The following is a 23,363-nucleotide window of genomic DNA, read 5'->3' as shown; positions in this document are numbered from 1 at the left end:
TGCTGTGTCCGACGAATCCAGAGACCGGCCGGCAATTGGGGGGCGGTCTTATTGACACAGAGTCTTGCTGAAGCTCTGAATGACTGCTTCACTTCTTGCCGTGGCCTACCGGAAAACGCCTGCCGTACAAGCCCGGCTCGACGCGCAGCGCGAGACCGTGCTCACTGCCGCGATCGAACTGCTCGCCGAACGCGGCTACGCCGCCTGCTCGGTGGCCGCCGTCGCGGAGCGGGCCGGGATCGCCACCGGCAGCGTGTACCGGTCCTTCCGCAGCAAGGCCGAGCTGGTCGCCGAGCTGTTCCGGTCGGTGGTCGGCCGGGAGGTCGCGGCCGTGCGCGACGCGGCCGCCTTCGAGGGCGACCTGCACGCCCAGGTCGCCTCGGTGATCGGCACCTTCGCCGGACGGGCGCTCGGCGCGCCACGGCTGGCGTACGCGCTGCTCGCCGAGCCGGTGGACGCCGAGGTGGAGGCCGAACGCCTGGTCTTCCGCCGGGCGTTCCGCGATGTGATCGCCGCCCGGATCGCCGAGGGCGTGGCCGCCGGCCGACTGCCCGCGCAGGACCCGGAGCTGACCGCCGCCCTGCTGGTCGGCGGCGTCGGCGAGGCCCTGGTCGGACCGCTGGCGGACGGCCGGGCCCCCGCCGACCTGATCCCCGCCCTGGTCTCCTTCTCCCTGCGCGCCCTGGGCGGCTCCCCCGCCTCCTCCTCCAGCTGACCCCCGTCCCACCCGTAGGAGCAGCACCGTGCGAGACATCGCCCCCTCACCCGAACTCGCCGTCGCCCTGAGAGCCCGCGAGCAGAACGCCGAACGCCTGCTGCGAATCTCGGCCAAGCACATCCACGACCCACTGACCGAGATCGACTGGGACGCCCCCATCGACCCCGACCACTTCGCGATACCCGCCCACCGGGTCTCGCTCTACGGGACACACCTGTGGGAGCGCCTGACGCCGCGCCAGCAGGCGCAGTTGAGCGTGCACGAGCTGGCCAGCGTCACCGCGGCGGGGATCTGGTTCGAGCTGATCCTGATGAACGGCCTGGTCCGGCACGTCTACGACAGCGACCTCACCACCCAGCACGCCCAGTACGCGCTGACCGAAGTCGCCGACGAGTGCCGGCACTCCACGATGTTCGCCAAGTACATCACCACGACCGGCTACCCGTCGGCCCGTCCCAGCCGCCGGGCGCACCGCCGCGGCAAGCTCCATCTGCTGCTCAACGACACCACGTTGACCTTCGCCGGCGCCATCTTCGTCGAGGAGTTCACCGACGCGATGCAGCGCGAGATGATCCGCGACGAGAGCCTGCAACCGCTGGCCCGCTCGGTGGCCCGGATCCACGTGATCGAGGAGGCCCGCCACATCGGCTACGCCAAGCCGGAGTTGGAGCGCCGCTGGGCCCGGATGAGCCCGGTCCGGCGGGCGGTGTTCCGCCAGGTGCTGGGCGTGCTGGCGTACGAGGCGGTGAACGAGGTGATCAACCCGCGGGTCTACGCCCTGGCCGGCCTCGACCCGCGCGAGGCCCGCGCGGTCGCCGCCCAGAACCCGAACTGGCAGGCCACCAAGGCCGACTGGGCCCGCAAGGCGATCACCTTCTTCACCGACATCGGCATCATCGACCACCGCTCCCAGGCGATGTGGCGCCGCGCCGCCGTGCTCTGACCACACAACCTCTTCAGAGGTCCAGCAGCCCCGCCGTGTGGGCGGTGATCGCCGCCTGGACCCGGTTGGTGGCGCCCAGTTTGACCATCAGCCGGGTCACGTGCGCCTTCACAGTGGCCTCGCGCAGGCCGAGCGAGCGGGCGATCTCGGCGTTGGGCAACCCCCGGCCGAGCAGCGACAGCACCTCGGACTCGCGTCCGGTCAGGTCGGCCAGCAGCCGGCGGGCCGCCTGCTGGCGGGGTGTCGCAGGAGGGGCGATCCCGCTGAGCAGCCGCCGCGTGACGGTCGGCGAGAGCATCGCCTCGCCGGCCGCCACCACCCGTACGCCGCGCAGCAGTTCGGGCGGCGGGAGGTCCTTGAGGAGGAAGCCGGCCGCGCCGGCCTGCAGGGCTTCGGCGATGTAGTCGTCCAGCCCGAAGGTCGTCAGCACGATGACCTGCGGCGGTTCGGGCAGTGCGCGGATCCGGCGGGCCGCCTCCAGGCCGTCGGTGCGGGGCATCCGGACGTCCAGCAGGACGACGTCGGGCCGGTGCAGCAGGACGGCCCGGACCGCGCCCTCGCCGTCCTCGGCCTCGCCGACCACCCGGATGTCCTCGGCCGTCTCCAGGATCATCCGCAGCCCGGCCCGGACCAGCGACTCGTCGTCCACGATCAGCACGTCGATCACGCCGCACCCTCCGCCAGGCTCAGTTGCGAGACAGGTCCGGCCGGCCAGGGGAAGCCGGCGCAGACCCGGAAGCCGCCGCCGGCGACCGGTCCGGCCGCGAAGTCCCCGTCCGCCAGCAGCACCCGCTCGCGCAGCCCGACCAGTCCGGCGCCGGAGCCGGGCAGGATCGGGGCGGCGGACCGGGACGGAGAGTTGACCACCTCGACGGTCAGCCGCCGGCCCGGTCCGCCGGACAGTCGCACCTCGGCCGCGGCGCCCGGGGCGTGCTTGTGGATGTTCGTCAGCGCCTCCTGGGCGACCCGGTAGGCAGCCCGACCCATCGCCTCGGGCACCTGCGCGGACGGATCCAGCGGCCCGGTGAGGGAGACCGGAAGTCCGGCCTCCCGAGAGGACTGGACCAGCTCTGCGAGGTCGGCCAACCGGGGTTGCGGGGAGAGCAGTTCGCCGCCTGCGCCGGCGGCGACGTGCGGATCGCGCAGCACCCCGAGCACCTCGCGCAGCTCCTCCATCGCCTGGCGCGCCGTGCCGCGGATCAACTCGGCCGTGCGGTGCACCTGTTCCGCCTCCGGCCGGGCGGTCATCGCGAGCCCGCCGGCGTGCAGGGCGATCAGCGAGACCCGGTGGGCGAGCACGTCGTGCATCTCCCGGGCGATCCTGGTCCGTTCAGCCAGGCGGCTCTGGTCGGCGCGGAACTCCTTCTCGGCCTCGGCTTGTTCGGCCCGCGCTCGAAGGCCGGCCAGCAGGTCGCGGCGGGTGCCCAGGTAGGCGCCGACGAAGGCGACCAGCAGAACCCAGGGGGCGGCCGCGAGGATCGCGTCGGGGATCGCGACCAGCGGTCGGGCGCCGACCCCGCGCACCCCTTCGGCGAGCAGCGCGAGGGCGACCAGGATCCAGCTCAGCCGGTCCCGGCGGCGCAGGGTCAGGGTGGGCAGCGCGACGACGAGTGGCCAGTCCACGCCGGGGATCGCCGCCAGTGCGACGGCCATCACCGCGACGTGGACCGGCCGGGAGCGGCGCCACCACAACGCCGCCGAGCCGACCGCCAGCAGGCCGGCCACCAACCAGGCCGGAACGGCCTGGTGACTCTGTATCTCCTCCACCACGGCGGCGAACAGGCCGATCAGGACGGCCAGTGCGTCGCGCATCCTGGGCAACCGGGGCTGCAACCTCGCGTACCAGCCCGCCCGGCACCCTGTGTTCCCTTTCACTCGCCCAGGCTAGGACGGCAGAGCGCGCCCGTCCTCCCCCCGAGGTCGTAGCCCACCCCCGACCTTCGTCTCCCCCCAAGGCAGGACTCAGCCCCCGGTCGGCCCCGCGGGCCCGGGAATCCGCGCGAACTCGCCCGAGGCGCCCACCGCCTCCGGAGCCGCCGTGTTCAACCGGCCCAGGCCGCTGCGGGTGGCGGCCAGCACCACCCGGTCGCCCGGCGCGAGCCCGCGGCTGCGGTCGGCATACCCCCACTGGTAGCTGTCCGGCTGCCGGGCCAGCCGTACCGCGAGCACCCGCAGCCCGCCCAGCGCCTCGATGTCGTTACGGCTCATGCCGGCCAGCGCACCGCCCTCCTCCGCCGTCAGCTCGGCGATCAGCAGCACGTGCCGGTAGACCGACAGCGTGCCCAGCACCTCACGCCCCATCAGCGCCGCCGCGAAGGCCGGCGCGGCCAGGTAGGAGACCGAGCGCGAGGCGACGTTGCCCAGCGTCGCGTAGACGTGTTGAGCGAAGTCGTCGTCGAAGAGCCGCACCACGATCCGCACGCTGTCGCGCAGCGCCCGGGCCTCCAGCGCCGCCTCCAGGTTGACCGCGTCGTCGTTGGTCACGGCGACCACGGCCCGGCTGTGCTGCACCCGGGCCCGGCGCAACTGGTCCTCCAACGGGCCCTCGCCGACCAGGACCGGTATCCCGAGCGCCCGCACCGCCGCGATCCCGCGCGCCTGCGGATCGCGCTCCACGCAGGCCACCGGGACCCCGAACTCCCGCATCAGGGTGGCCACCCTGGTCCCGAGGTTACCGAGCCCGACCACCACCACGTGCTGGCGCAGCCCCGCGCTCGGGCCCTTCGGCAGCCCGCGCCGCCCGGAGGCGAGGATCTCGACCATGATCGCGGTGGCGACCGGGACGAACGTGATGCCGCAGAAGGTGATGACCACCTGCGCCACCCGCTGCCAGCCACCGCCGGTCCCGCCGGTCGGGTCGCCGTACTGGTCCGGCTGAGCGGCGCCGGCCATGTCGAGCAGCGTGACGTAGACCGTCCAGCCGAAGTCCCGGTTGAAGTACCAGACGACGCCGAAGGAGGCGGCGATGGCCGCGAACGCGGTGAACAGCACCAGCCGGATCCGGGCACTGGTGAAGTAGCGCAGCGTGTCGAGCAGCCGATATCTCAGCCGGGACGGCCAGGAGACCCGCAGCGGCGGTTCGGTCGCCAGGGTCTGCAGCACGGCGACGCTGCCGTCCTCGTCGGCCTCCCGGCCCGCAGGTCGCGCGCCCACCGCGATCGGGCCGCCCTCGCCGAAGGCGTTGGCGAGCCGGATGAAGGCGCTGGAGGCGGGCCCGGTGTCCGGCAGCAGGCGCAGCCGGGTGAGGTCCTGACGGTCTATCCGGTCCGCAGCCACGCAGAGGTGGCCGGCGGCGATGTCGTCGTCGTAGGCGACGTAGAGGAAGCGGTCGCCGACCTGGACGGAGTTCGGGCGCGCCAGTGCGCCGTTGGCGAAGGCGGGCGCGGCGGTGGCGGAGCCGGAGAGCGCGGCGCAGTTCTTCAGCAGCTTCTGGATCTGGTCGCCGAGCCGCTGGTTGAACATCCGCAGCACGATGCGGATCTCCGGGTTCAGGCCCTGGGCGTTGAGCGCGCAGTGGATGTTGGCCTGGTCGTCGCCGTCGACCAGGGCGATCCCGCGCGCGGTGCCGGTGCAGGCCTCGCGCAGCGCCTCCTCGGTGACGCCGCTGTACTCCAGAACGGCGGTGACACCATCGAGCCGCTCGATCCGCGGAGCGTGGTCCCGGTTGCGGTCGGGGACGATCGCCAGCACCGGGACCTCGTAGTGCTCGACCAGCTCGACGATCAGCCGATGGGCCAGGGCGTTGCCGCCGCAGACGATGAAGTGGTCGCTGAAAGCGACCGGTGGGCCGGCCTCGTTGACCACCGACTCCCCCCGTCCTGCCTGTGTCATAGCTCGGGATGCTACTGGCGATCGCTCGGTCAGGGAGCGAATCATCATCTTGAACATGTTCAGTCTGCTGCGTAGAGTCGACGGAACGAGCCAATTGAACACGTTCAAGATTGCCGAGGAGAGTGCACACCATGCGACTCACCGCCTCACCGGCCTTCAGCTACCTGGAAGTCGGCGCCGTCACCCGATCCGGACCGCTGCCCGCCGGCTACCACCACCTGCACCACCAGGAGCTGATCGGGTACGGCCGGGACGTCCTGGAGGCCGCCGGCGAAGCCGTCACCACCCTGCGGATGCACCGCGCCGCCGGGGTCCGGGTCCGCACCGACCTCCGCCCGGACACCCCCCGTGTGGCGCCCGGCACCGAGGTGGTCTGCGCGCTCGGCTTCGGACCGCTGCGCCTGGACGCACCCTGCCGGGTGCTCTGGGCCGGCTACGGGCCGAACCGGTTCGGCTTCTCGTACGGCACCCGGCCGGGCCACCCCGAGTGCGGCGAGGAGTCGTTCATCGTCGATCTGCGGGCCGACGGCTCGGTCTGGTTCACCGTCACCGCCTTCAGCCGCCCCGGCCGCTGGTACACCCGGCTGGCCGGACCGGCGGTCCCGCTGTTCCAGCGCGCGTACGCCCGGCGCTGTGCGAGCACGCTGCGCCGGCTGGCCGCCGGCTGACGATCCGGACTGTGCGTCAGATCACCATGAGACACGGACTCCTGACAACCCGTGGTCAATCTGCTTAGCTGGCCGGATCCAGCGCCGCACCGCCCCGCAGGAGGCCCCCCGATGGAACCGTCCGTGGAACCCGCCCGCTGCCCTTTCGCCATCGACCTCACCGGCCGCGACATCCACGGCGAGGCACGCCGGATCCACCAGGACGGCCCGGTGGCCCAGGTGGAGCTGCCCGGCGGTGTGGTGGCCTGGTCGGTGGGTGACCAGGCGCTGATCAAGCAGCTGCTGACCGATCCCCGGGTCTCCAAGAGCGCCCGGCAGCACTGGACCACCTTCACCGAGGGCGCGATAGGCCCCGAGTGGCCGCTGTACGTCTGGGTCGCGGTGGAGAACATGTTCACCGCCTACGGCAGCGAGCACCGCCGCCTGCGCACGCTGGTCTCCGGCGCGTTCACCGCCCGGCGCAGCGAGGCGATGCGCCCGCGGATCGAGCAGATCGTCACCGAGCTGCTGGACGGACTGGCGGCCACCGCGCCCGGCACCGCCGCGGACCTGCGCGAGGGGTACGCCTACCCGATCCCGATCCAGGTGATCTGCGAGCTGTTCGGCGTCCCCGAGTCGCTGCGCGAGGGCATGCGGCACTGCGTGGACGCGTTCTTCACCACCACGATCACCCCGGAGGCCGCCCAGGCCAACGTGGTGGAGATGTACCGCATCCTGGGCGAACTGGTCGCGCTCAGGCGCAAGGAGCCGGCCGACGACCTGACCAGCATGCTGATCGCCGCCCGGGCCGACCAGGAGGACGGCGAGGACGGCGAGGACGGCGCGCAGCTCACCGAGTCCGAGCTGGTGGACACCCTGATGCTGATGATCAGCGCCGGCCACGAGACCACCGTCAACCTGCTCGACAACGCCATCCACCTGCTGCTCACCCACCCCGAGCAGCTGGCCCTGGTCCGGTCGGGGCAGGCCAGTTGGAACGACGTGATCGAGGAGACCCTGCGGGTGCAGGCGCCGGTGGCCAGCCTGCCGCTGCGCTACGCGGTGGAGGACATCCAGGTCGGCGAGGTGCTGATCCGCAAGGGCGAGGCGATCCTGATCGGCTACGCCGCCGCCGGCCGCGACGCGCAGGTCCACCCGGACCGCCCCGCCGAGTTCGACCTGCTGCGCGCCGACAAGAAGCACCTCTCCTTCGGGCACGGCGTGCACCTCTGCCCGGGCGCACCGCTGGCCCGGCTGGAGGCGGCGATCGCCCTGCCGGCGCTCTTCGAGCGGTTCCCGCAGCTCAGCCTGGTCGAGGGCGACCTCGGGCACGTCGAGTCGTTCATCTCCAACGGCCACCTGACGCTGCCCGCGGTGCTCCACCCGACCGCCGGCTGACCCCCCGACAAGGGCCCTGCCCCCGGTCGGACTTACGCTGGCCGGTGGCAGAGGCTCTGAGGACCGACCGACGGAGGACGGCGATGGACCAGCAGCAGGACGGGACGGGACGGCTGCTCGCCATCAGCGACCTGCACGTCGCGTACGAGGCCAACCGGGAGCACGCCGACCAGCTGCGCCCCACCTCACCGCAGGACTGGCTGCTGGTGGCCGGCGACATCGGCGAGCAGGTGGCCGACATCGAGGACGTGCTGCGGGTGCTCTCCGGGCGCTTCGCGAAGGTGGTCTGGGTCCCCGGAAACCACGAACTGTGGACGCCGGGGAACGACCCGGTGCAGCTGCGCGGCGAGCAGCGCTACCGTCATCTGGTGGAGATCTGCCGGGAGTTGGGCGTGGTCACGCCCGAGGACCCGTACCCGGTCTTCCGCGGCGCGGGCGGCCCGGCGGTGATCGTCCCGCTCTTCCTGCTGTACGACTACACCTTCCGCCCGGCCGGCGCCACCACCAAGGAGGAGGCGCTGGAGATCGCCTACGCCGCCGGCGTGGTCTGCGCGGACGAGCAACTCCTGCACCCCGACCCGTATCCGAGCCGGGACGCCTGGTGCCGGGCCCGGGTGGAGCTGACCGAACGGCGGCTGGCCACCGAGCTGGACGGCAGCCTGCCGGTGGTGTTCGTCAACCACTACCCGCTGGTGCGCACCCCGATGGACGTCCTGCACCACCCGGAGTTCGCGCAGTGGTGCGGCACCGAGCTGACCGCCGACTGGCACACCAAGTACCGTACGGCCGCGATGGTCTACGGCCACCTGCACATCCCGCGCACCACCCACTACGACGGCGTGCGCTTCCAGGAGGTCTCGGTCGGCTACCCGCGCGAGTGGCGCCGCTGGGGCGAACGCCCGCCGCAGCCCCGGCAGATCCTGCCGGGGCCCGTCAACGCCGGCTAGAGGCCGTGCTCCCCCAGCGGCCCGACCCGCAGCCCCTGCTCGGCGCAGAGGTCGAGCAGCCGGGGCAGCGCGCCGAGCGCCGAGCGCCAGGCACCGGGCGCGGAGGTGACGTCCGAGTCGTGCAGCAGGACGGTGCCGCCGGCCAGCGGCGCGCGGGTCAGCGTGCTCATGACCGAGTCGGGCGTGGCGCGCGAGGTCCAGTCCTGGCCCCAGTGCGTCCAGAGCACCGGGGTGAGCCCGCACTCCCGGGCGGCGTAGAGCGCGGAGGCGGTCAGCACGCCGTACGGCGGGCGGTACCAGCGCGGCTGCTGCCCGGTGATGTCGGCCACCAGGTCGCGGGTGCGCGCCACGTCGTCGCGGGTGGCCCGCGGCGTGCGGATCAGCAGCGGCTTGTGCCGCCAGCCGTGCACGGCCACCTCGTGCCCGGCGTCCACCAGCTGCCGGCCGAGGTCGGGCGCGCGCACCAGCATCCGGCCCAGCACGAAGAAGGTCGCCCGGACGTCGGCCTTTTCCAGCTCCTTCAGGAAGAGCGGGGTGGAGTCCGGGTCGGGGCCGTCGTCGAAGGTCAGCGCCACGTGCGTGGGGTCGCCGGGGCCGCTGAGCCTGGGGGCGAGCAGCGGGCGCAGCGGCGCGAGCGAGGTCAGCGCGGGCAGGCTGTGGGCCACCGCGAGGCCGCCGGCGACGAGGGCGCCGGTGCGGACGAGTGTGGTCGAGCGGGCCATCAGGCCACCACCTCCAGGGCCGCGACCGGTGCGCTCGGGGCGCCGCCGGCCAGCGCGGCTATCGTCAGGTCGGCCGCCTGGGCGGGCGGCGGGAGCGGCACGGTGGCGTTGGCCAGTGTCGCGGCCAGCACCGGCGCCAGCCGGCTCTCCTCGCGGATCCAGACCGCGAGCCCGGCCTCGTCCAACGCGGCCGCGTTGGTGATGCCGTGCCCGGGAAGGCAACGGTAGCTGAGCACGGGGACGCCGCTGGCCATCGCCTCCAGCGAGGTCAGGCCGCCGGCGTTCTGCACCACCACGTCGGCCGCCCGCAGCAGCGCCGGCATGTCGTCCACCCAGCCCAGCGCCACGCCGGTGCCGGAGGCGGCCAGCCGCTCGCGCAGCCCTTCGTTGAGGCCGCAGACGGTGACCGGGACGGCAAGGCCGGTGGCCGCGATCTCGCGCGCCGCCTGCTCGACCTCGCCCACGCCCCAGGAGCCGGCCACCACCAGGGCCACCGGCCCATCGGCGGGCAGCCCGAAGCGGGCGCGCTCGCGCAGCCGCTCGGCGGCCGAGCGGACCGGACGGCAGGCCGGGCCGACCAGCGGTCCGCAGACCTGGACGTCCTCGGCGCCGTGCCGCTCGGCCTGGGCGGCCGCCACGGGGTGCAGCGCGAGGTGCAGGTCGACGCCGGGCGCGACCCAGAGCGGGTGCACCGACATGTCGGTGAGGAAGGTCACCACCGGCACGTTCAGCCCGCCGCGCCGCCGCAGCCGGCCGAGCGCCTGGCTGGCCAGCGGGTAGGTGGAGACCACCGCGGCGACGTCGGGTCCGACCACGGCCCTGGTCCGCCGGGCGCCGGCGACCGCGGACAGCCAGCCCACCAGCGCGGCGGAGAGGTGGTGCTTCTCCAGCGCGCGCAGCAGCCAGCCCCAGGCCCACGGCGCCACCTTCAGCTCCAGCGCGTAGCTGCCGCGCAGCAGCCGACCGCAGCCGCGCGGCAGCAGGTCGAGGAAGTCGTGGCACTCGGCCTCGAACCCGGCCGCCTGGAGGCGGCGGACCAGCTCACGTGCCGCACCGTCGTGGCCGGCTCCCACGCTCGCGGACACGACGGTGATCCGGTTCGACTTTCTCGACCGCATCAGGCTCCTTCCAGGGCGGCCGGCGGACTGGCCGCGCTGGCGGCCGCTGCCCACTGGGCCTTACGTCATGGGTGTGGTGGTGGCTTCGACACAACGAGCGCTGTGCCTGGCGAGGAGGCCCCAGGGCCCGGCACCTGTGTCGCGAGCGTCACAGCCCGCCCGGCTCGCGACGGTAGGCCGTCGACCGAGAGGCTGGATGGACTCCGCCAGGACGGCGGGTGTCCGGACACCGACGGACTGGTGACCAACGACCGGCCTGACGTTCCGTCACTTCCGTTCCCCCGCAGTCTCCGATAGCCGTTCCACCTGCGCGGCGCGGCCCCCTGGGCCGCTCCGGCGCACGCACAGCATGGTGGGCCGTTGCTGAAGCCTGGCTGAAGGAAGCTGAAGCGATCTTCAGCCAACGCTCGGGACGGCCTGCGATCCTGGACCGTATGCGCGTACTGGTGGTCGAGGACGAACGGCGGCTGGCCGCTGCCCTGCAGCGGGGTCTGCAGGCCGAGGGCATCTCCGTGGATGTGGCCCATGACGGGCCGCAGGGCCTGTGGCTGGCGGGCGAGCACGACTACGACGTGATCCTGCTCGACATCATGCTGCCGGGTGTCAACGGCTACCGGATCTGCGCCCGGCTGCGGGCGGCCGGCTGCGAGGCGGGCATCCTGATGCTGACCGCCAAGGACGGCGAGTACGACGAGGCGGAGGCGCTGGACACCGGCGCCGACGACTTCCTCTCCAAGCCCTTCTCCTATGTGGTGCTGCTGGCCCGGCTGCGCGCGCTGGCCCGGCGCACCGGCCGCCGCCGGCCGCAGTCGCTGGAGTTCGGCGACCTGCGGATCGACCCCGCCCGGCACGTCTGCACCCGCGGCGGCACCGAGGTGCGGCTGACCGCGCGCGAGTTCGCGGTGCTGGAGTACCTGGCCCGGCGGGCCGGCGAGGTGGTGCCCAAGCGGGAGATCCTGGAGCAGATCTGGGACACCGCGTTCGAGGGCGATCCCAACGTCGTCGAGGTGCACGTCAGCGCGGTCCGCCGCAAGATCGACGCGCCGTTCGGCCGGGCCGCCCTGGAGACCGTGCGCGGAGCCGGCTACCGACTCGCGGTCGACGGTGGCTGACGTGCCGCGGCGCCGGCTGTCCCGCCTGGTGCCGCGCCCGCTGAGGCCGATGACCGTACGCGCCCAGGCCACCCTGGGCGCCTGCTCGGTGGTGGCGGTGGCGCTGGCCGCCGCGTCGTTCGCACTGGTCGGGCTGCTGGACGCCAACCTGCTGCACAACGCCGAGGCCGACGCCGAGCAGCAGGCGGACTCCGTCGCGCAGTTGGCGGTCGCCGGGCGGCTCGACCCGCTGCTCCAGCCGACCCACGGCGCCGACTTCCTTCAGGTGGTGGACGCCCGCGGCAAGGTGCTCACCTCCAGCCCGAATCTCAGCGGCCAACCGGCCGTCTCCGCCACCCGCCCCATCGCCCCCGGCACCGTGCGCAACACCTGGGATGTCGCGGGACTGGGCGGGGAGCACCGCCAGCAGGTCGTCCAGGTCACCACCGAGACCCCCGACGGCCTGGTCACCGTCTACGCGGGCACCTCGCTGCGGGACGCCGACGCGGCCGACGCGACCACCACGGCGGCGCTGGCCGTCGGCGGGCCGCTGCTGCTGCTCACCGTCGGGGCGGTCACCTGGTGGGTCACCGGGCGGGCACTGCGGCCGGTGGAGGCGATCCGCGCGGAGGTGGCCGCGATCAGCGACCGCGACCTGCACCGCAGGGTCCCGGTCCCGCCGACCCAGGACGAGATCGCCCGGCTGGCCACCACCATGAACGCCACCCTGGACCGGCTGGAGTCCTCCGGCGTGCGCCAGCGCCGGTTCATCGCCGACGCCTCGCACGAGCTGCGCAGCCCGATCGCGGTGCTGCGCACCCAGCTGGAGGTGGCGCTGGCCGTCCCGGACCCGGAGCTGCGCCCCGAGCTGATCAGCGGGGCCCTGGAGGACACCGCGCGCCTCGAGCGGCTCGCCGCCGACCTGCTGCTGCTGGCCCGGATCGACGCGGCCGAGCCGGTCTCGGCCCAGCGTCTGGACCTCGGCGAGCTGGTGCGCGAGGCCGTCGACTCGCGGCGCGGGGACCGCGTCCCGGTGCGCCTGGAGCTGGCGCCCGAGGTCGAGCTGAACGGCAACGGGCTGCTGCTCACCCGGCTGGTGACCAACCTGCTGGACAACGCGCAGCGCTTCGCCGAGCAGCGGATCGAGGTCTCGCTGCGTACCGTTCCGGACGGCCCGGACGGCCCCTGCGCCGTCCTGGAGGTCGCCGACGACGGGCCCGGCATCCCGGCCGAGGACCGCGAACGGGTCTTCGAACGGTTCGCCCGCCTCGACGACGCCCGCAGCCGCGACGATGGCGGGGCCGGCCTCGGCCTGGCCATCGCCCGCGACCTGGCCGCCCACCACGGCGGCACCCTGCGCGCCCGCGACGCCGAGCGCGGCGCCCGCCTGGTCGCCCGCATCCCACTCCCCGAAGTCACCAGCTGAATTTCCGTTATCCGGCCCGCCCGCTCGGATCTCCCTCAGTGGACAGGTCAGCTGACGGAGAAGGTGGACACGGGTGGGCACGGACAGTCACCGCGCAGGGGCGGCCGGGGTGCGGGTCGGCGATCGGGACGCACTGATCGCAGGCCATCTCCAGCTGGTCTACAACATCGTCGGCCGGGCGCTGAACGGCCACCCCGACACCGACGACGTGGTGCAGGAGACCATGCTGCGCGCCGTGGACGGCCTGGACGGACTGCGCGAGCCGACCGCCTTCCGCTCCTGGCTGGTGGCCATCGCGATGAACCAGATCCGGCGCCGCTACCGGGACCGGCAGGCCCACGCGGGCGCCGGCCCGCTGGACGAGGTGCACGGCCTGGCCGACCCGGACGCCGACTTCGTCGGGCTGACCATCGTGCGCCTGGGCCTGGCCGGGCAGCGGCGCGAGGTCGCCGAGGCGACCCGCTGGCTGGATCCGGAGGACCGCGAGCTGCTGGCCCTGTGGTGGCAGGAGGCGGCGGGCGAGCTCAGCCGGGCCGAGCTGGCCGCTGCGCTGGACCTGTCGCCAGCCCACACCGGGGTGCGCGTGCAGCGGATGAAGGAGCGTCTGGACACGGCGCGGGTGGTGGTCAGGGCGCTGGCGGGCAACCCGCCCTGCCCGGAGCTGGCGGCCGTGACGGCTGCCTGGGACGGCGTGCCGGAGGCGCTGTGGCGCAAGCGGATCGCCCGCCACGCCCGGGACTGCGGGGCCTGCGGCGGGCACGCCCGCGACCTCGTCCCGGCCGAGGGGCTGCTGGCCGGGCTGGCCCTGCTGCCGCTGCCGCGGCACTTCGCCGGGCAGCTGACGGCCGCCACCGGGACACCTGGGACACCCGTGCCCCGGTCCCGCTCGGCCGGCCACCGCGCGGGCGGTTCCTCGCGCCGACGTCCGGCGGGCGGGCGGCGCCGCCGCAGCCGTCCGAGCGGGCGGCGACGGGCCGCCACCGCACTCGGCCTGCTGGCGGCGCTGACGGCGGCGGGACTGGGCTGGCACAGCCTGGCGCCCGGCCAGGGCACGCCCGTTCGGGCGTCCGGCGGTGTGGTGGCGCAGCCGGAGCTGGTGGACGCGCTGGCGATGCAGGGCGCCTCGGCGGCGCCCGCCCCCACCTCGGCCCCGCCGTCGCCGTCGATAACTCCCACGCCCTCGCACTCCCCCACGCCCTCGCCCTCGCCGTCCCACTCGATATCCGCGGCGCGCCCCTCCGCCAACGCCGCCGGCACGTTCCAGCAGCAGGTGCTGGCCCTGGTCAACATCCAGCGCTCGCAGAACGGCTGCGGTCCACTGACCGCCAACTCCAAGTTGCAGGCCGCCGCTCAGGGCCAGTCCGACGACATGGCGGCCCGGCACTTCTTCGACCACACCAACCCGGACGGCGCCGGACCGCAGCAGCGGATCGAAGCGGCCGGCTACCAGTGGAGCACCTGGGGCGAGAACATCGCCCAGGGCCAGCCCACCCCGGCCTCGGTGATGGACAGTTGGATGCAAAGCCCCGGCCACCGGGCGAACATCCTCAACTGCGACTTCAAGGAGCTCGGCGTCGGCGTCCACCAGGGCCCCGGCGGCCCCTGGTGGACCCAGGACTTCGGCACCCCTGCTTAGAGTCCGTGCCCGGACCTGCGATACGGTGAAAGCGCACCGAGAGCAAGGGGAACCAAGGTGCACATCACCGTGCTTGGCGGCGGGATCGGCGGCCTGACGGCCGCGCTCCTCCTGGGCCGCCGCGGACATCAAGTCACCGTCCTGGAACGGGACATCCGGCAGGCGGGCGCCGATCTGGACGCCGACTTCTTCGACTGGCACCGGCCCGGCGTCCCGCAGGCGATCCAGCCGCACGGGCTACTCGCCCCCGTGCGCAGCCTCCTCCTCGCCGAGGCACCGGACGTCTACGGCGCGATGCTGCGCCTGGGGGCCGGCGAGCGCCACGAGTTCGACTGGTTCGACGCCCACCCGCCCCACCGGCCCGGGGACGAGGAGCTGGTCACCGTCCGGGCCCGGCGGATCGTGCTGGAGAGCGCACTGCGCGAAGCAGCCCACCGGCAAAGCGAAGTGACGCTACGTCAAGGAACTGCTGCAACCGGCCTGTTGGTCGACCACGCCGCGCCACTCCCGCAGGTCACCGGCGTGCGCAGCAGCGCCGGGCCGCTCAACGCCGACCTGGTGATCGACGCCGGCGGCCGCCGCTCGCCGGTCCCCGGCTGGCTGGCCGAGGCCGTCGGCCGGGCCCCGGTGGTGGAACGGCACCGGACCGGCATCGCCTACTTCTGCCGCTGGTACCGGCTGCGCCCCGAGGCACCGGAGGATCCGGGCCGGGTCCGTGCCGGGGCGGGCACCGCCTTCGCCACCGGCGGGGTGTTCCCGTCCGACAACCGGATCTTCGCGGTCGCCCTCACCGTCTCCACCTCCGACCCCACCCGCGGCGCACTGCGCGATCCGGCGGTCTTCGAGGCGGTCGCCCGGACCTTCGCCGGCTGCGCGGACTGGCTGGCGCTGCCGCACGACCCGGTCGGCCCGGTGCACGCGATGGCCGGTCTGGACAACCGCTGGACGTCCCTGGTGGACGAGCACGGTCCGCTGGCGACCGGGCTGCTCGGGGTCGGCGACACCCTGGTGCACACCAACCCGACGCACGGTCAGGGCGTGCCGCTGACCCTGCGGTCCGTCCAGTGGGTGGCCCGGCACGCGGACGCCCACCACGGCGCCGAACTCGTCACCGCCTACCACCGCTGGGCGGTCGACACCCTCAAGCCGTGGTTCGACCGCCAGGTGGTGTCCGACCGCGCCGAGCAGGACCGGCTGGCCGGCCGGGCCGCGCCCCTCTCCGATACGTACGCCGCCGCACGGGCCTGCTGCGCCATGGAGGACCCGGTGGTGATGCGGGCCCGCGCGCAGGCGCGCCACATGGTGCTGCCCCCCGAACTGGCCTACGGCACACCGGAGATCCGCTCCAGGGTGGCCGCCTGGATGGCCGCCAACCCCGGCTTCGCACCCGCGGCCGGCGGGCCGAGCCGCGAGCAGTGGGAGGAGCTCACCAGCGCCCGATCCGGCGGAAATAGCCGCGACAAGCGCATGGTCGTTCCAGCAGACTGACCCGACCTTGCAGACCCGCACAGAACGGTTGGTCCCCCAATGCCCGCGGTCCCCTCCCTCGCTGCCACCGTGCACGCCGGCCTCCAGCAGGCCATCGGCGCCGCACTGCCCGACGCACCGGACTGCGACCCGCAGCTGCGCCGCAGCGACCGCGCGGACTTCCAGGTCAACGGCCTGCTCGCGGCGGCCAAGGCACTCGGGGCCAACCCGCGGGAGCTGGCCGAACGGGTCTGCGCCGAACTGTCCTCCCGGTCGGCCGAGTTGGCCGGCTGGGAGGTCTCCGGCCCCGGCTTCCTCAACCTGACGCTCGCCGACAGCGCCCTGCTCGCCCAGGCCGAGGCCCGGCTCGCGGACGACCGGCTGGGCATCGGCCAACTGCCCGGCGCCGGCGTGACGGTGCTCGACTACAGCCAGCCGAACATCGCCAAGGAGATGCACGTGGGCCACCTCCGGTCCACCGTGATCGGCGACGCGCTCGCCCGGATCCTCTCCTTCGGCGGCGAGCGGGTGGTGCGGCGCAACCATCTCGGCGACTGGGGAACCCAGTTCGGCATGCTCATCGAGTACCGGGACGAGTTCGGGGCCGACGGCGCCGACGTCGCCTCGCTCGACGCGCTCTACAAGACCTCCCGCAGGCACTTCGAGGCCGACCCGGAGTTCGCCGAGCGGGCCCGGCGGCGGGTGGTCGCGCTGCAGGCCGGCGACCCGCCGACGGTGGCGGCCTGGCAGCAGATCGTCGACGAGTCCAAGCGGTACTTCGAGGCCGTCTACCAGCGGCTCGACGTCCTGCTGGAGGACGCCGACGCGGTCGGCGAGAGCCACTACAACCCGATGCTCGCCGATGTCTGCGCCGAGTTGGAGGCGTCCGGCGTCGCCGTGCGGTCGCAGGGTGCGCTCTGCGTCTTCTTCGACGGGATCCTGAACCCCGACGGCGACCCGGTACCGCTGATCGTCCGCAAGAAGGACGGCGGCTACGGCTACGCCGCCTCCGACCTGGCCGCCGTCCGGGAGCGGGTCGCCACGCTCGGCGCCGACCGGCTGCTCTACGTCGTGGACAGCCGGCAGGCGCTGCACTTCCGGATGGTCTTCGAGACCGCCCGGCGGGCCGGTTGGCTGCCGCCCGAGGTGACCGCCGCCCATGTGCCGTTCGGCATGGTGCTGGGCCCCGACGGCAGGCCGTTCAAGACCCGGGCCGGCGGCACGGTCCGGCTGGTCGACCTGCTGGACGAGGCCGTCGATCGGGCCGCGGCGGTGATCGCCGAGAAGTCACCGGACCTGGCGCCCGAGCAACTGGCCGAGCGTGCGGCGCAGGTGGGCATCGGCGCGCTCAAGTACGCGGACCTGTCCAACGCGCGGACCAGGGACTACGTCTTCGACCTCGCGCGGATGGTCTCGCTGACCGGCGACACCGGGGTCTACCTCCAGTACGCGCACGCCCGGATCCACTCCATCCTGCGCAAGGCCCCCGCCGACGCGGGGTACCTGGCCCACCCCGAGGTCGCGCTCACCCCCGCCGAGCGCTCGCTGGCGCTGCTGCTGGACGAGTGCGGGGCGGCGCTCGCGGCCGTCGCGGAGAGCCGGGAACCGCACCGGCTCTGCACCTACCTCTATCAGCTGGCCGTCTCGTTCAGCGCCTTCTACGAGCATGCCCCGGTGCTGAAGGCCCCCGACGCGGCGACCCGGGAGAACCGGCTGCTGCTCTGCCGGCTCACCGCCCGGACCCTCGCACTCGGGCTCGGCCTGCTCGGGATGGCCGCCCCCGAGCAGCTCTGAGGCGGGCAGCTGCCCGGCCGCTGCCCCACGAAAGGGGGTACCGGCCGGGCGGGTGCTCAGACCGAGGGCGGCGGCGCCTCGGACGGGGAGTGCTCATGGCTGCGGGCCAGGTGCGCGGCGCAGGCCACCACCACCCAGGCCAGGCCGCCCGCGTGGGTGTAGGCGTGTCCGGCGGTGAGCAGCTGCTGCTGGTCGCTGCCGCAGTGCAGGCAGGCGTTGGCGTGCAGCTGCTCGCCACTGACCAGCAGCCGCTGGGCCGGGCCCTCGATCGGGTGGTAGTCGATCGGGATCGGCGGCCGGGCGGCGGTGAGCTGGTGGGACGTCAGATCTGAGGTCATCGGGTCAGCTCCAGGGGGAGGTCTCCAGGGTCTCGGGCGGACCCGGGACCGGTCACCCTGTGCGCCCGCTCGACTCCGCCCATGCGCTCAGCCTGGCCCTGCCGCGGCCCGCCCGCACCCCGGACCGCCAGATTGCCACCCTTCCGGTCACCTTTTCATACTCCGAGCCTCGCGCCCCCGCGCGATGATCGAACCCGCCGACGAACCGCGAACAGCCAGATGACAGGGTGTCAGGCATGTCGACGATCACCCTGCCCCAGCAGCTGGCCCGCACCCGCCGCTTCACTCTCGGTGCACCCGACCACTTCACGATCGCGCCGGACGGCGCCACCGTGCTCTTCCTGCGCAGCCGGGCCGGCGACGATCCGCTGAGCTGCCTGTGGGCGCTGGACCTGGACGCCGCCCCCGGCGCCGAGGCCGAACGGCTGCTGGTCGACCCCGCGGAACTGCTCAGCGGCGGTGCGGAACAGCTCTCCGATGAGGAGCGGACCCGGCGCGAACGCAGCCGGGAGCGCTCCAGCGGCATCGTCGGGTACGCCACCGACGCGGCGGCCCGCCTGGCGGTCTTCGCACTCTCCGGCAACCTCTGGAGCGTCGACACCGCCACCGGCGCGGCCCGCCGGCTGCCCGCCGAGAGCCCGGTGCTCGATCCGCGCCCCGACCCCACCGGCAGCCGGATCGCCTACGTCAGCGCCGGCGCCCTGCGGGTGATCGAGGCGGACGGCACGGGCGACCGCGCGGTCGCCGCCCCGGACGGCCCGCACGTCGCCTTCGGACTGCCCGAGCACGTCGCGGGCGAGTCGATGGACCGCCACCGCGGCTACTGGTGGGCGCCGGACGGCAGCCGCCTGCTGGTCGCCCGGGTCGACGAGTCCCCCGTCACGCTCTGGTACATCGCGGACCCGGCCAACCCGGCCCGGCCGCCGCGCGCCATGCGCTACCCGGCCGCCGGCGGCGCCAACGCCGACGTCTCGCTCTGGATCGCCGACCTGGACGGCGCGCGGACGCCGGTGGCCTGGGACCCCTCGGCCTTCGAGTACCTGACCGCGGCCGGCTGGGACGCCCACGGCCCGTTCGCCGCCGTGCAGAGCCGCGACCAGCGCACCGTCCGGGTACTGGCCGTCGACCCGGCCGACGGCTCGACCGCGCAGCTGAGCGAGGCCCGCGACGAGCACTGGGTCAAGCTGGTGCCCGGCCTGCCCGCCCGCACCGCCGCCGGCGCGCTGCTCGGCAGCGCCGACCGCGAGGACACCCGCCGGCTGACCGTCGACGGCGTCCCGGTCACCCCGCCCGGCCTCCAGCTGCGCGCGGTGCTCGGTGTCGACGACCAGGGCGTGCTCTTCACCGCCTCCGAGGAGCAGACCGAATCCCACCTGTGGAGCTACCACCCCGAGGAGGGCGTGCGCGCTCTGAGCACCGAGCCGGGCATGCACACCGGAGTGCGGCGCGCGGGCACGCTGGTGCACGTGGCGCGCACGCCGGACCGGCCCGGCCGCCGGGTCGACGTGCTGCGCCCGGGGCGCCCCGCCGTCCAGCCGCTCTCGCACGCCGAGCGGCCCGTGCTCGACCTGCGGGTCACCCGGTTCAGCGCCGGCCCGCGCGAGCTGCGCTCGATGCTCTTCCTGCCGTCCTGGCACCGAGCCGGCGACGCCCCGCTGCCCGTCCTGCTCGACCCGTACGGCGGGCCCGGCGGGCAGAAGGTCACCGCCGAGCAGGGTTCCTGGGGCCACGTCTCGCAGTGGTTCGCCGAGCAGGGCTTCGCGGTCCTGGTGACGGACGGCGCCGGCACCCCCGGGCGCGGGCCGCGCTGGGAGCGCGAGATCCACGGCGACATCCTGCGCCCGGTGCTGGACGACCAGGTGGCCGCGCTGCACGCGACCGCCGAGCGCCACCCCGAGCTCGACCTCGCCCGGGTCGCCGTCCGCGGCTGGTCCTTCGGCGCCTCGCTGGCGATCACCGCCGTCCTGCACCGCCCCGACGTCTTCCACGCCGCCGTCGCCGGCGCCCCGGCCACCGAGCCGCTCATGTACGACACCCACTGGCGCGAACGCTACCTGGGCCACCCCGACCAGTACCCCGAGCGCTACGAGCGCGACTCGCTGGTGGCGGCGGCGCCGCTGCTGACCAGGCCGCTGCTGCTGATGCACGGCTTCGCGGACGACAACGTCTTCCCCGCGCACACGCTGCGCCTCTCCACCGCCCTGCTGGCGGCGGGCCGACCCCACGAGGTGCTGCCACTCAGCGGGGTGAGCCACGCGGGCCCGTCCGGCGCGGACGTCGAGCGCATGCTCGAACACCAGCTGGACTTCCTCCGGCGCTCGCTCCCCTCGGTCTGACGGTTCAGGGCTGGACGTCGCTGCGGCCGGAGACCCAGGCGAGCGCGTCGTGGACGCCGCGGGCGTAGTCGCGGTCGGCCAGGTCCGCGGCCTCGTCCTGCCGGCGGACCTGGGCCGCCTGCTGCTCGGCGCCGAGCTGCGCCGGGCAGGGGCCCTCGGGCCCGGTGGCCAGGCTGTCGGTCACCGGCGCGAGCGAGCTGCGGCCCAGCGCCCACAGGTAGCCGTCCAGCGAACCCCGTTGGAAGCGCGACGGCTCGAACGGGGGGTCGCCGATGTACTCCAGGCGCGCGAGCGCGCTCTCAACCTGCTCCCGGGAACGCGCCCCGACCCGGGACGTCACATCGTGGCTGGTCATGACCGCAGGTTAAGCACGTAGGGCCGTCCGGGGCGCTCCCGGACGGCCAATCCGGGGAACCCTCCAGGTGCGCGGGCCACCCCTTCGGCTCCACACTCGTGGGAGCAGGGCCGTCCGGCCGGCAGCCCCACGACAATGGAGGCATCCCATGAGCGAGTCCGTCGACAGTGAGTCGTTGCCCACCCCCGACCGTCTGCTGCACACCGGGTCGGAGCACCCGATCGACCCCGAGGACCTCGTGATGGCCTCCGGCCGGGACGTCACCCCGGAACGCGTGGAGAAGGCCCGCAAGGCGCTGGAGCGGGACGGCGCCGTGGCCGTCGAGCGCGTGCTGCCGTAACCGGCGACCCGGTCACCCGCGCGAGGGGGCTCCGCGCGGGCATCGGCATGCCCGATCGGTACGTGGACGCACTTTGTCGCACTTCTGTGACAGAAGAAGGGCGGCGATTGGTCCGATTTACTCATCTTGCATGCTTATGGTCTAAGGCATGCCTACGTCGAACACCGGATCCTTCGTACACAAGACCAGGCTGACCGCGCTGTTCATCAGCATCACCACGGTCGCCGGCGTGCTCACCGCGGGCCTCGCACTGCCCGCTGTGGCCGGCATAGGTCTGGGCGCGAAGGGCGCCGTCGAGGACTTCAACAGCCTGCCGGACGACTTCACCGCCCCGCCGCTCTCGCAGGCCTCGACCATCTACGACGCCGACGGCGGCGTGATCGCCACGGTCTACGACCGCGACCGCACCGTCGTGCCGAGCGACCAGATAGCGCCGATCATGAAGTCCGCCCTGGTGGACATCGAGGACAACCGCTTCTACCAGCACGGCGCGATCGACCCCAAGGGCATCGCGCGGGCGATCGGCAACAACGCCTCCGGCAGCGGCACCCAGGGCGCCTCGACGCTGACCCAGCAGTACGTGAAGAACGTCTTCGTCGACCAGGCCGGCGACGACCAGGCGGCGGTGCTCGCGGCCCAGGCCCAGACGGTCGGCCGCAAGATCAAGGAAATGAAGTACGCGATCCAGGTCGAGCAGACGCTCACCAAGGACCAGATCATCACGAACTACCTGAACATCACGTTCATGGGCGAGCAGGCCTACGGGGTCGAGGCGGCCTCCGAGCGCTACTTCAGCGTCCACGCCAAGGACCTCTCGCTGCCGCAGGCCGCCCTGCTGGCCGGCCTGGTGCAGTCGCCGAGCGGCTACGACCCGATCGCCAACCCGAAGGCCGCCAAGGAGCGGCGCGACACCGTGCTGAAGAAGATGGCCCAGTACGGGACCGTCACCCAGGCCCAGGCCGACCAGGCGATCGCCACCCCCGTCACGCTCAACGTCAGCCGCCCGCAGCAGGGCTGCATCACCGCGCAGCAGGGCGAGGGCTTCTTCTGCGACTACGTGAAGAACGTGGTGACCAGCGACCCCGCCTTCGGCGCCAGCACCGCCGAGCGCCAGGCGCTGTGGTCGCGCGGCGGCCTGCAGATCCACACCACGCTCGACCCCAAGGCGCAGGCCGCGCTCCAGACCTCGGTGACCAAGCACGTCTACGCGAGCGACAAGGCCGCCACCGCGATGAGCGTGGTGCAGCCGGGCACCGGCAAGATCCTCGCGATGGGCCAGAGCCGGCCGTACGGGGTCAACGCCAACCAGACCCAGATCAACCTGAACGTCGGCAAGTCGATGGGCGGCGGCCTCGGCTTCCCGACCGGCTCGACGTTCAAGCCGATCGTGGCGGCGGCGGCGCTGGAGAACGGCATCACGCCGTCCCAGACGTACCCCTCGCCGTACAGCATGCCGTGGCCGGCCATGCGGAGCTGCTCCGGCCAGAAGGTCACCTCGACCGACACCGTGCACAACGACTCGACCTCGCTGGTCGGCCCGTTCAGCATGGCCCCGGCGATGGCGCAGTCGGTGAACACCTACTTCGCCTCGCTGGAGGCGGACGCCGGACTGTGCAACGTCGCGCAGATGACCAACAAGCTCGGCATCACCCAGCAGGCGGGCGGCGAGCCGCTGTCGGTCGTGCAGTCGATGACCCTCGGCAGCAACGACCTGACCCCGCTGGAGATGGCCAACGTCTACGCCACCTTCGCGGCGCACGGCACCTACTGCGCGCCGACCGCGATCGACTCGGTGACCACCTCGGACGGCAAGCCGATCGCCGTCCCGCAGGCCGGCTGCACCCAGGCGATGTCGACGACCACCGCGGACGAGATCACCACCATGCTGATGGGCGTGGTCCAGGACGGCACCGGCAGCACGGCCGGCCTGACCGACCGCGACAGCGCCGGCAAGACCGGTACCACCAACAACGGCAACCAGGTCTGGTTCATCGGCTACACGCCCGAGGCCGCCGGCGCCACGGTGGTCGGCAACACCGACGGGACGAGCTCGCTGGACGGCCAGCGGATCGGCGGCCAGCGCGTCGACCAGGCCTTCGGCGGGACCCTCGCCGGCCCGATCTGGCGTGACGCGATCAGTGGCCTGCTCAAGGGCACCCCGCCGAGCCCGCTGACCTCGGTGCCGCTGCCGTAGCCGGCCGCCGGAGTGGAGCCTTGAGACGCCGGGGCCCGGACCTGAGGATGCTCTCCTCGGGT

Annotated in this window: 20 protein-coding genes; 13 read left to right on the top strand and 7 right to left on the bottom strand. The window is 73.6% G+C overall.

Translation table 11 applies throughout. The features are described 5' to 3' along the window. The first annotated feature begins 100 nt into the window (after window positions 1-100). Both P3T37_RS30730 and P3T37_RS30725 read left to right on the top strand, forming a co-directional pair. Window positions 101-715, top strand: a complete 615-nt coding sequence (locus P3T37_RS30730; protein ID WP_280727175.1) for a TetR/AcrR family transcriptional regulator — start codon at window positions 101-103, stop codon at window positions 713-715. A 28-nt stretch (window positions 716-743) separates the two neighbouring features. Next, window positions 744-1,661, top strand: coding sequence for a diiron oxygenase (locus P3T37_RS30725; protein ID WP_280727174.1), 918 nt, complete (start codon window positions 744-746; stop codon window positions 1,659-1,661). 13 nt (window positions 1,662-1,674) lie between these two features. On the opposite strand, the gene P3T37_RS30720 is transcribed toward P3T37_RS30725, so the two are convergent. From P3T37_RS30720 to P3T37_RS30710, 3 genes are all read right to left on the bottom strand, one after another. Next, the gene (locus P3T37_RS30720; RefSeq protein WP_280727173.1) at window positions 1,675-2,328 is read right to left on the bottom strand and encodes a response regulator transcription factor; all 654 of its coding nucleotides are present in this window, start codon (window positions 2,326-2,328) and stop codon (window positions 1,675-1,677) included. After that, on the bottom strand, window positions 2,325-3,473 hold the full coding sequence (locus P3T37_RS30715; protein ID WP_280727172.1) for a histidine kinase: 1,149 nt from the start codon (window positions 3,471-3,473) through the stop codon (window positions 2,325-2,327). Before P3T37_RS30715 ends, P3T37_RS30720 begins: the two co-directional genes overlap by 4 nt. 150 nt (window positions 3,474-3,623) lie before the next feature. After that, on the bottom strand, window positions 3,624-5,492 hold the full coding sequence (locus P3T37_RS30710) for an NAD(P)-binding protein (RefSeq protein WP_280727171.1): 1,869 nt from the start codon (window positions 5,490-5,492) through the stop codon (window positions 3,624-3,626). A gap of 131 nt (window positions 5,493-5,623) precedes the next feature. On the opposite strand from P3T37_RS30710, the gene P3T37_RS30705 reads away from it, so the two are divergent. The 3 genes from P3T37_RS30705 (at window position 5,624) to P3T37_RS30695 (ending at window position 8,484) form a co-directional block, all read left to right on the top strand. Beyond that, window positions 5,624-6,160 (top strand): DUF1990 domain-containing protein, encoded by a 537-nt coding sequence (locus P3T37_RS30705; RefSeq protein WP_280727170.1) that lies wholly within the window; start codon window positions 5,624-5,626, stop codon window positions 6,158-6,160. Window positions 6,161-6,271: 111 nt separating this feature from the next. After that, window positions 6,272-7,537: a cytochrome P450 gene (locus P3T37_RS30700; protein ID WP_280727169.1), complete on the top strand. Its 1,266-nt coding sequence runs from the start codon at window positions 6,272-6,274 to the stop codon at window positions 7,535-7,537. An 83-nt stretch (window positions 7,538-7,620) separates the two neighbouring features. Beyond that, entirely contained in the window at window positions 7,621-8,484 is an 864-nt protein-coding gene (locus tag P3T37_RS30695) for a metallophosphoesterase (protein ID WP_280727168.1), read from the top strand. On the opposite strand, the gene P3T37_RS30690 is transcribed toward P3T37_RS30695, so the two are convergent. Beyond that, on the bottom strand, window positions 8,481-9,206 hold the full coding sequence (locus P3T37_RS30690) for a polysaccharide deacetylase family protein (RefSeq protein ID WP_280727167.1): 726 nt from the start codon (window positions 9,204-9,206) through the stop codon (window positions 8,481-8,483). The genes P3T37_RS30695 and P3T37_RS30690 overlap by 4 nt on opposite strands. Further along, the gene (locus P3T37_RS30685; protein ID WP_280727166.1) at window positions 9,206-10,324 is read right to left on the bottom strand and encodes a glycosyltransferase; all 1,119 of its coding nucleotides are present in this window, start codon (window positions 10,322-10,324) and stop codon (window positions 9,206-9,208) included. The genes P3T37_RS30690 and P3T37_RS30685 overlap by 1 nt, the downstream gene beginning before the upstream one ends. A gap of 434 nt (window positions 10,325-10,758) precedes the next feature. Between P3T37_RS30685 and P3T37_RS30680 the strand changes: the two genes are divergently transcribed. The 5 genes from P3T37_RS30680 (at window position 10,759) to argS (ending at window position 17,738) form a co-directional block, all read left to right on the top strand. Further along, the gene (locus tag P3T37_RS30680; RefSeq protein WP_280727165.1) at window positions 10,759-11,436 is read left to right on the top strand and encodes a response regulator transcription factor; all 678 of its coding nucleotides are present in this window, start codon (window positions 10,759-10,761) and stop codon (window positions 11,434-11,436) included. 49 nt (window positions 11,437-11,485) lie between these two features. Continuing rightward, window positions 11,486-12,841 (top strand): ATP-binding protein, encoded by a 1,356-nt coding sequence (locus P3T37_RS30675; protein ID WP_280727164.1) that lies wholly within the window; start codon window positions 11,486-11,488, stop codon window positions 12,839-12,841. Window positions 12,842-12,914: 73 nt separating this feature from the next. Continuing rightward, window positions 12,915-14,477: a sigma-70 family RNA polymerase sigma factor gene (locus P3T37_RS30670; protein ID WP_280727163.1), complete on the top strand. Its 1,563-nt coding sequence runs from the start codon at window positions 12,915-12,917 to the stop codon at window positions 14,475-14,477. Window positions 14,478-14,534: 57 nt separating this feature from the next. Beyond that, window positions 14,535-15,965 (top strand): NAD(P)-binding protein, encoded by a 1,431-nt coding sequence (locus P3T37_RS30665; RefSeq protein WP_280727162.1) that lies wholly within the window; start codon window positions 14,535-14,537, stop codon window positions 15,963-15,965. A gap of 39 nt (window positions 15,966-16,004) precedes the next feature. Further along, complete coding sequence (gene argS / locus P3T37_RS30660; protein ID WP_280727161.1) at window positions 16,005-17,738, top strand: arginine--tRNA ligase; 1,734 nt, start codon at window positions 16,005-16,007, stop codon at window positions 17,736-17,738. A 56-nt stretch (window positions 17,739-17,794) separates the two neighbouring features. Here argS and P3T37_RS30655 read toward each other — a convergent pair whose 3' ends face one another. Beyond that, window positions 17,795-18,076 (bottom strand): hypothetical protein, encoded by a 282-nt coding sequence (locus P3T37_RS30655; protein WP_280727160.1) that lies wholly within the window; start codon window positions 18,074-18,076, stop codon window positions 17,795-17,797. 236 nt (window positions 18,077-18,312) lie between these two features. Here P3T37_RS30655 and P3T37_RS30650 point away from each other — a divergent pair, with 236 nt between their 5' ends. Continuing rightward, window positions 18,313-20,412 (top strand): prolyl oligopeptidase family serine peptidase, encoded by a 2,100-nt coding sequence (locus P3T37_RS30650; RefSeq protein WP_280727159.1) that lies wholly within the window; start codon window positions 18,313-18,315, stop codon window positions 20,410-20,412. A gap of 4 nt (window positions 20,413-20,416) precedes the next feature. On the opposite strand, the gene P3T37_RS30645 is transcribed toward P3T37_RS30650, so the two are convergent. After that, window positions 20,417-20,767, bottom strand: coding sequence for a hypothetical protein (locus P3T37_RS30645; protein ID WP_280727158.1), 351 nt, complete (start codon window positions 20,765-20,767; stop codon window positions 20,417-20,419). Between the two features lie 148 nt (window positions 20,768-20,915). On the opposite strand from P3T37_RS30645, the gene P3T37_RS30640 reads away from it, so the two are divergent. Both P3T37_RS30640 and P3T37_RS30635 read left to right on the top strand, forming a co-directional pair. Next, on the top strand, window positions 20,916-21,107 hold the full coding sequence (locus P3T37_RS30640) for a hypothetical protein (protein WP_280727157.1): 192 nt from the start codon (window positions 20,916-20,918) through the stop codon (window positions 21,105-21,107). A gap of 148 nt (window positions 21,108-21,255) precedes the next feature. After that, entirely contained in the window at window positions 21,256-23,301 is a 2,046-nt protein-coding gene (locus P3T37_RS30635; RefSeq protein ID WP_280727156.1) for a transglycosylase domain-containing protein, read from the top strand. The last annotated feature ends 62 nt before the right edge of the window (window positions 23,302-23,363 follow it).

Origin of the sequence: Kitasatospora sp. MAA4, assembly GCF_029893355.1 — a bacterium.
In the GTDB taxonomy this organism is placed as follows: Bacteria; Actinomycetota; Actinomycetes; order Streptomycetales; family Streptomycetaceae; genus Kitasatospora.
This window is presented reverse-complemented; position numbering and strand designations above follow the sequence as displayed.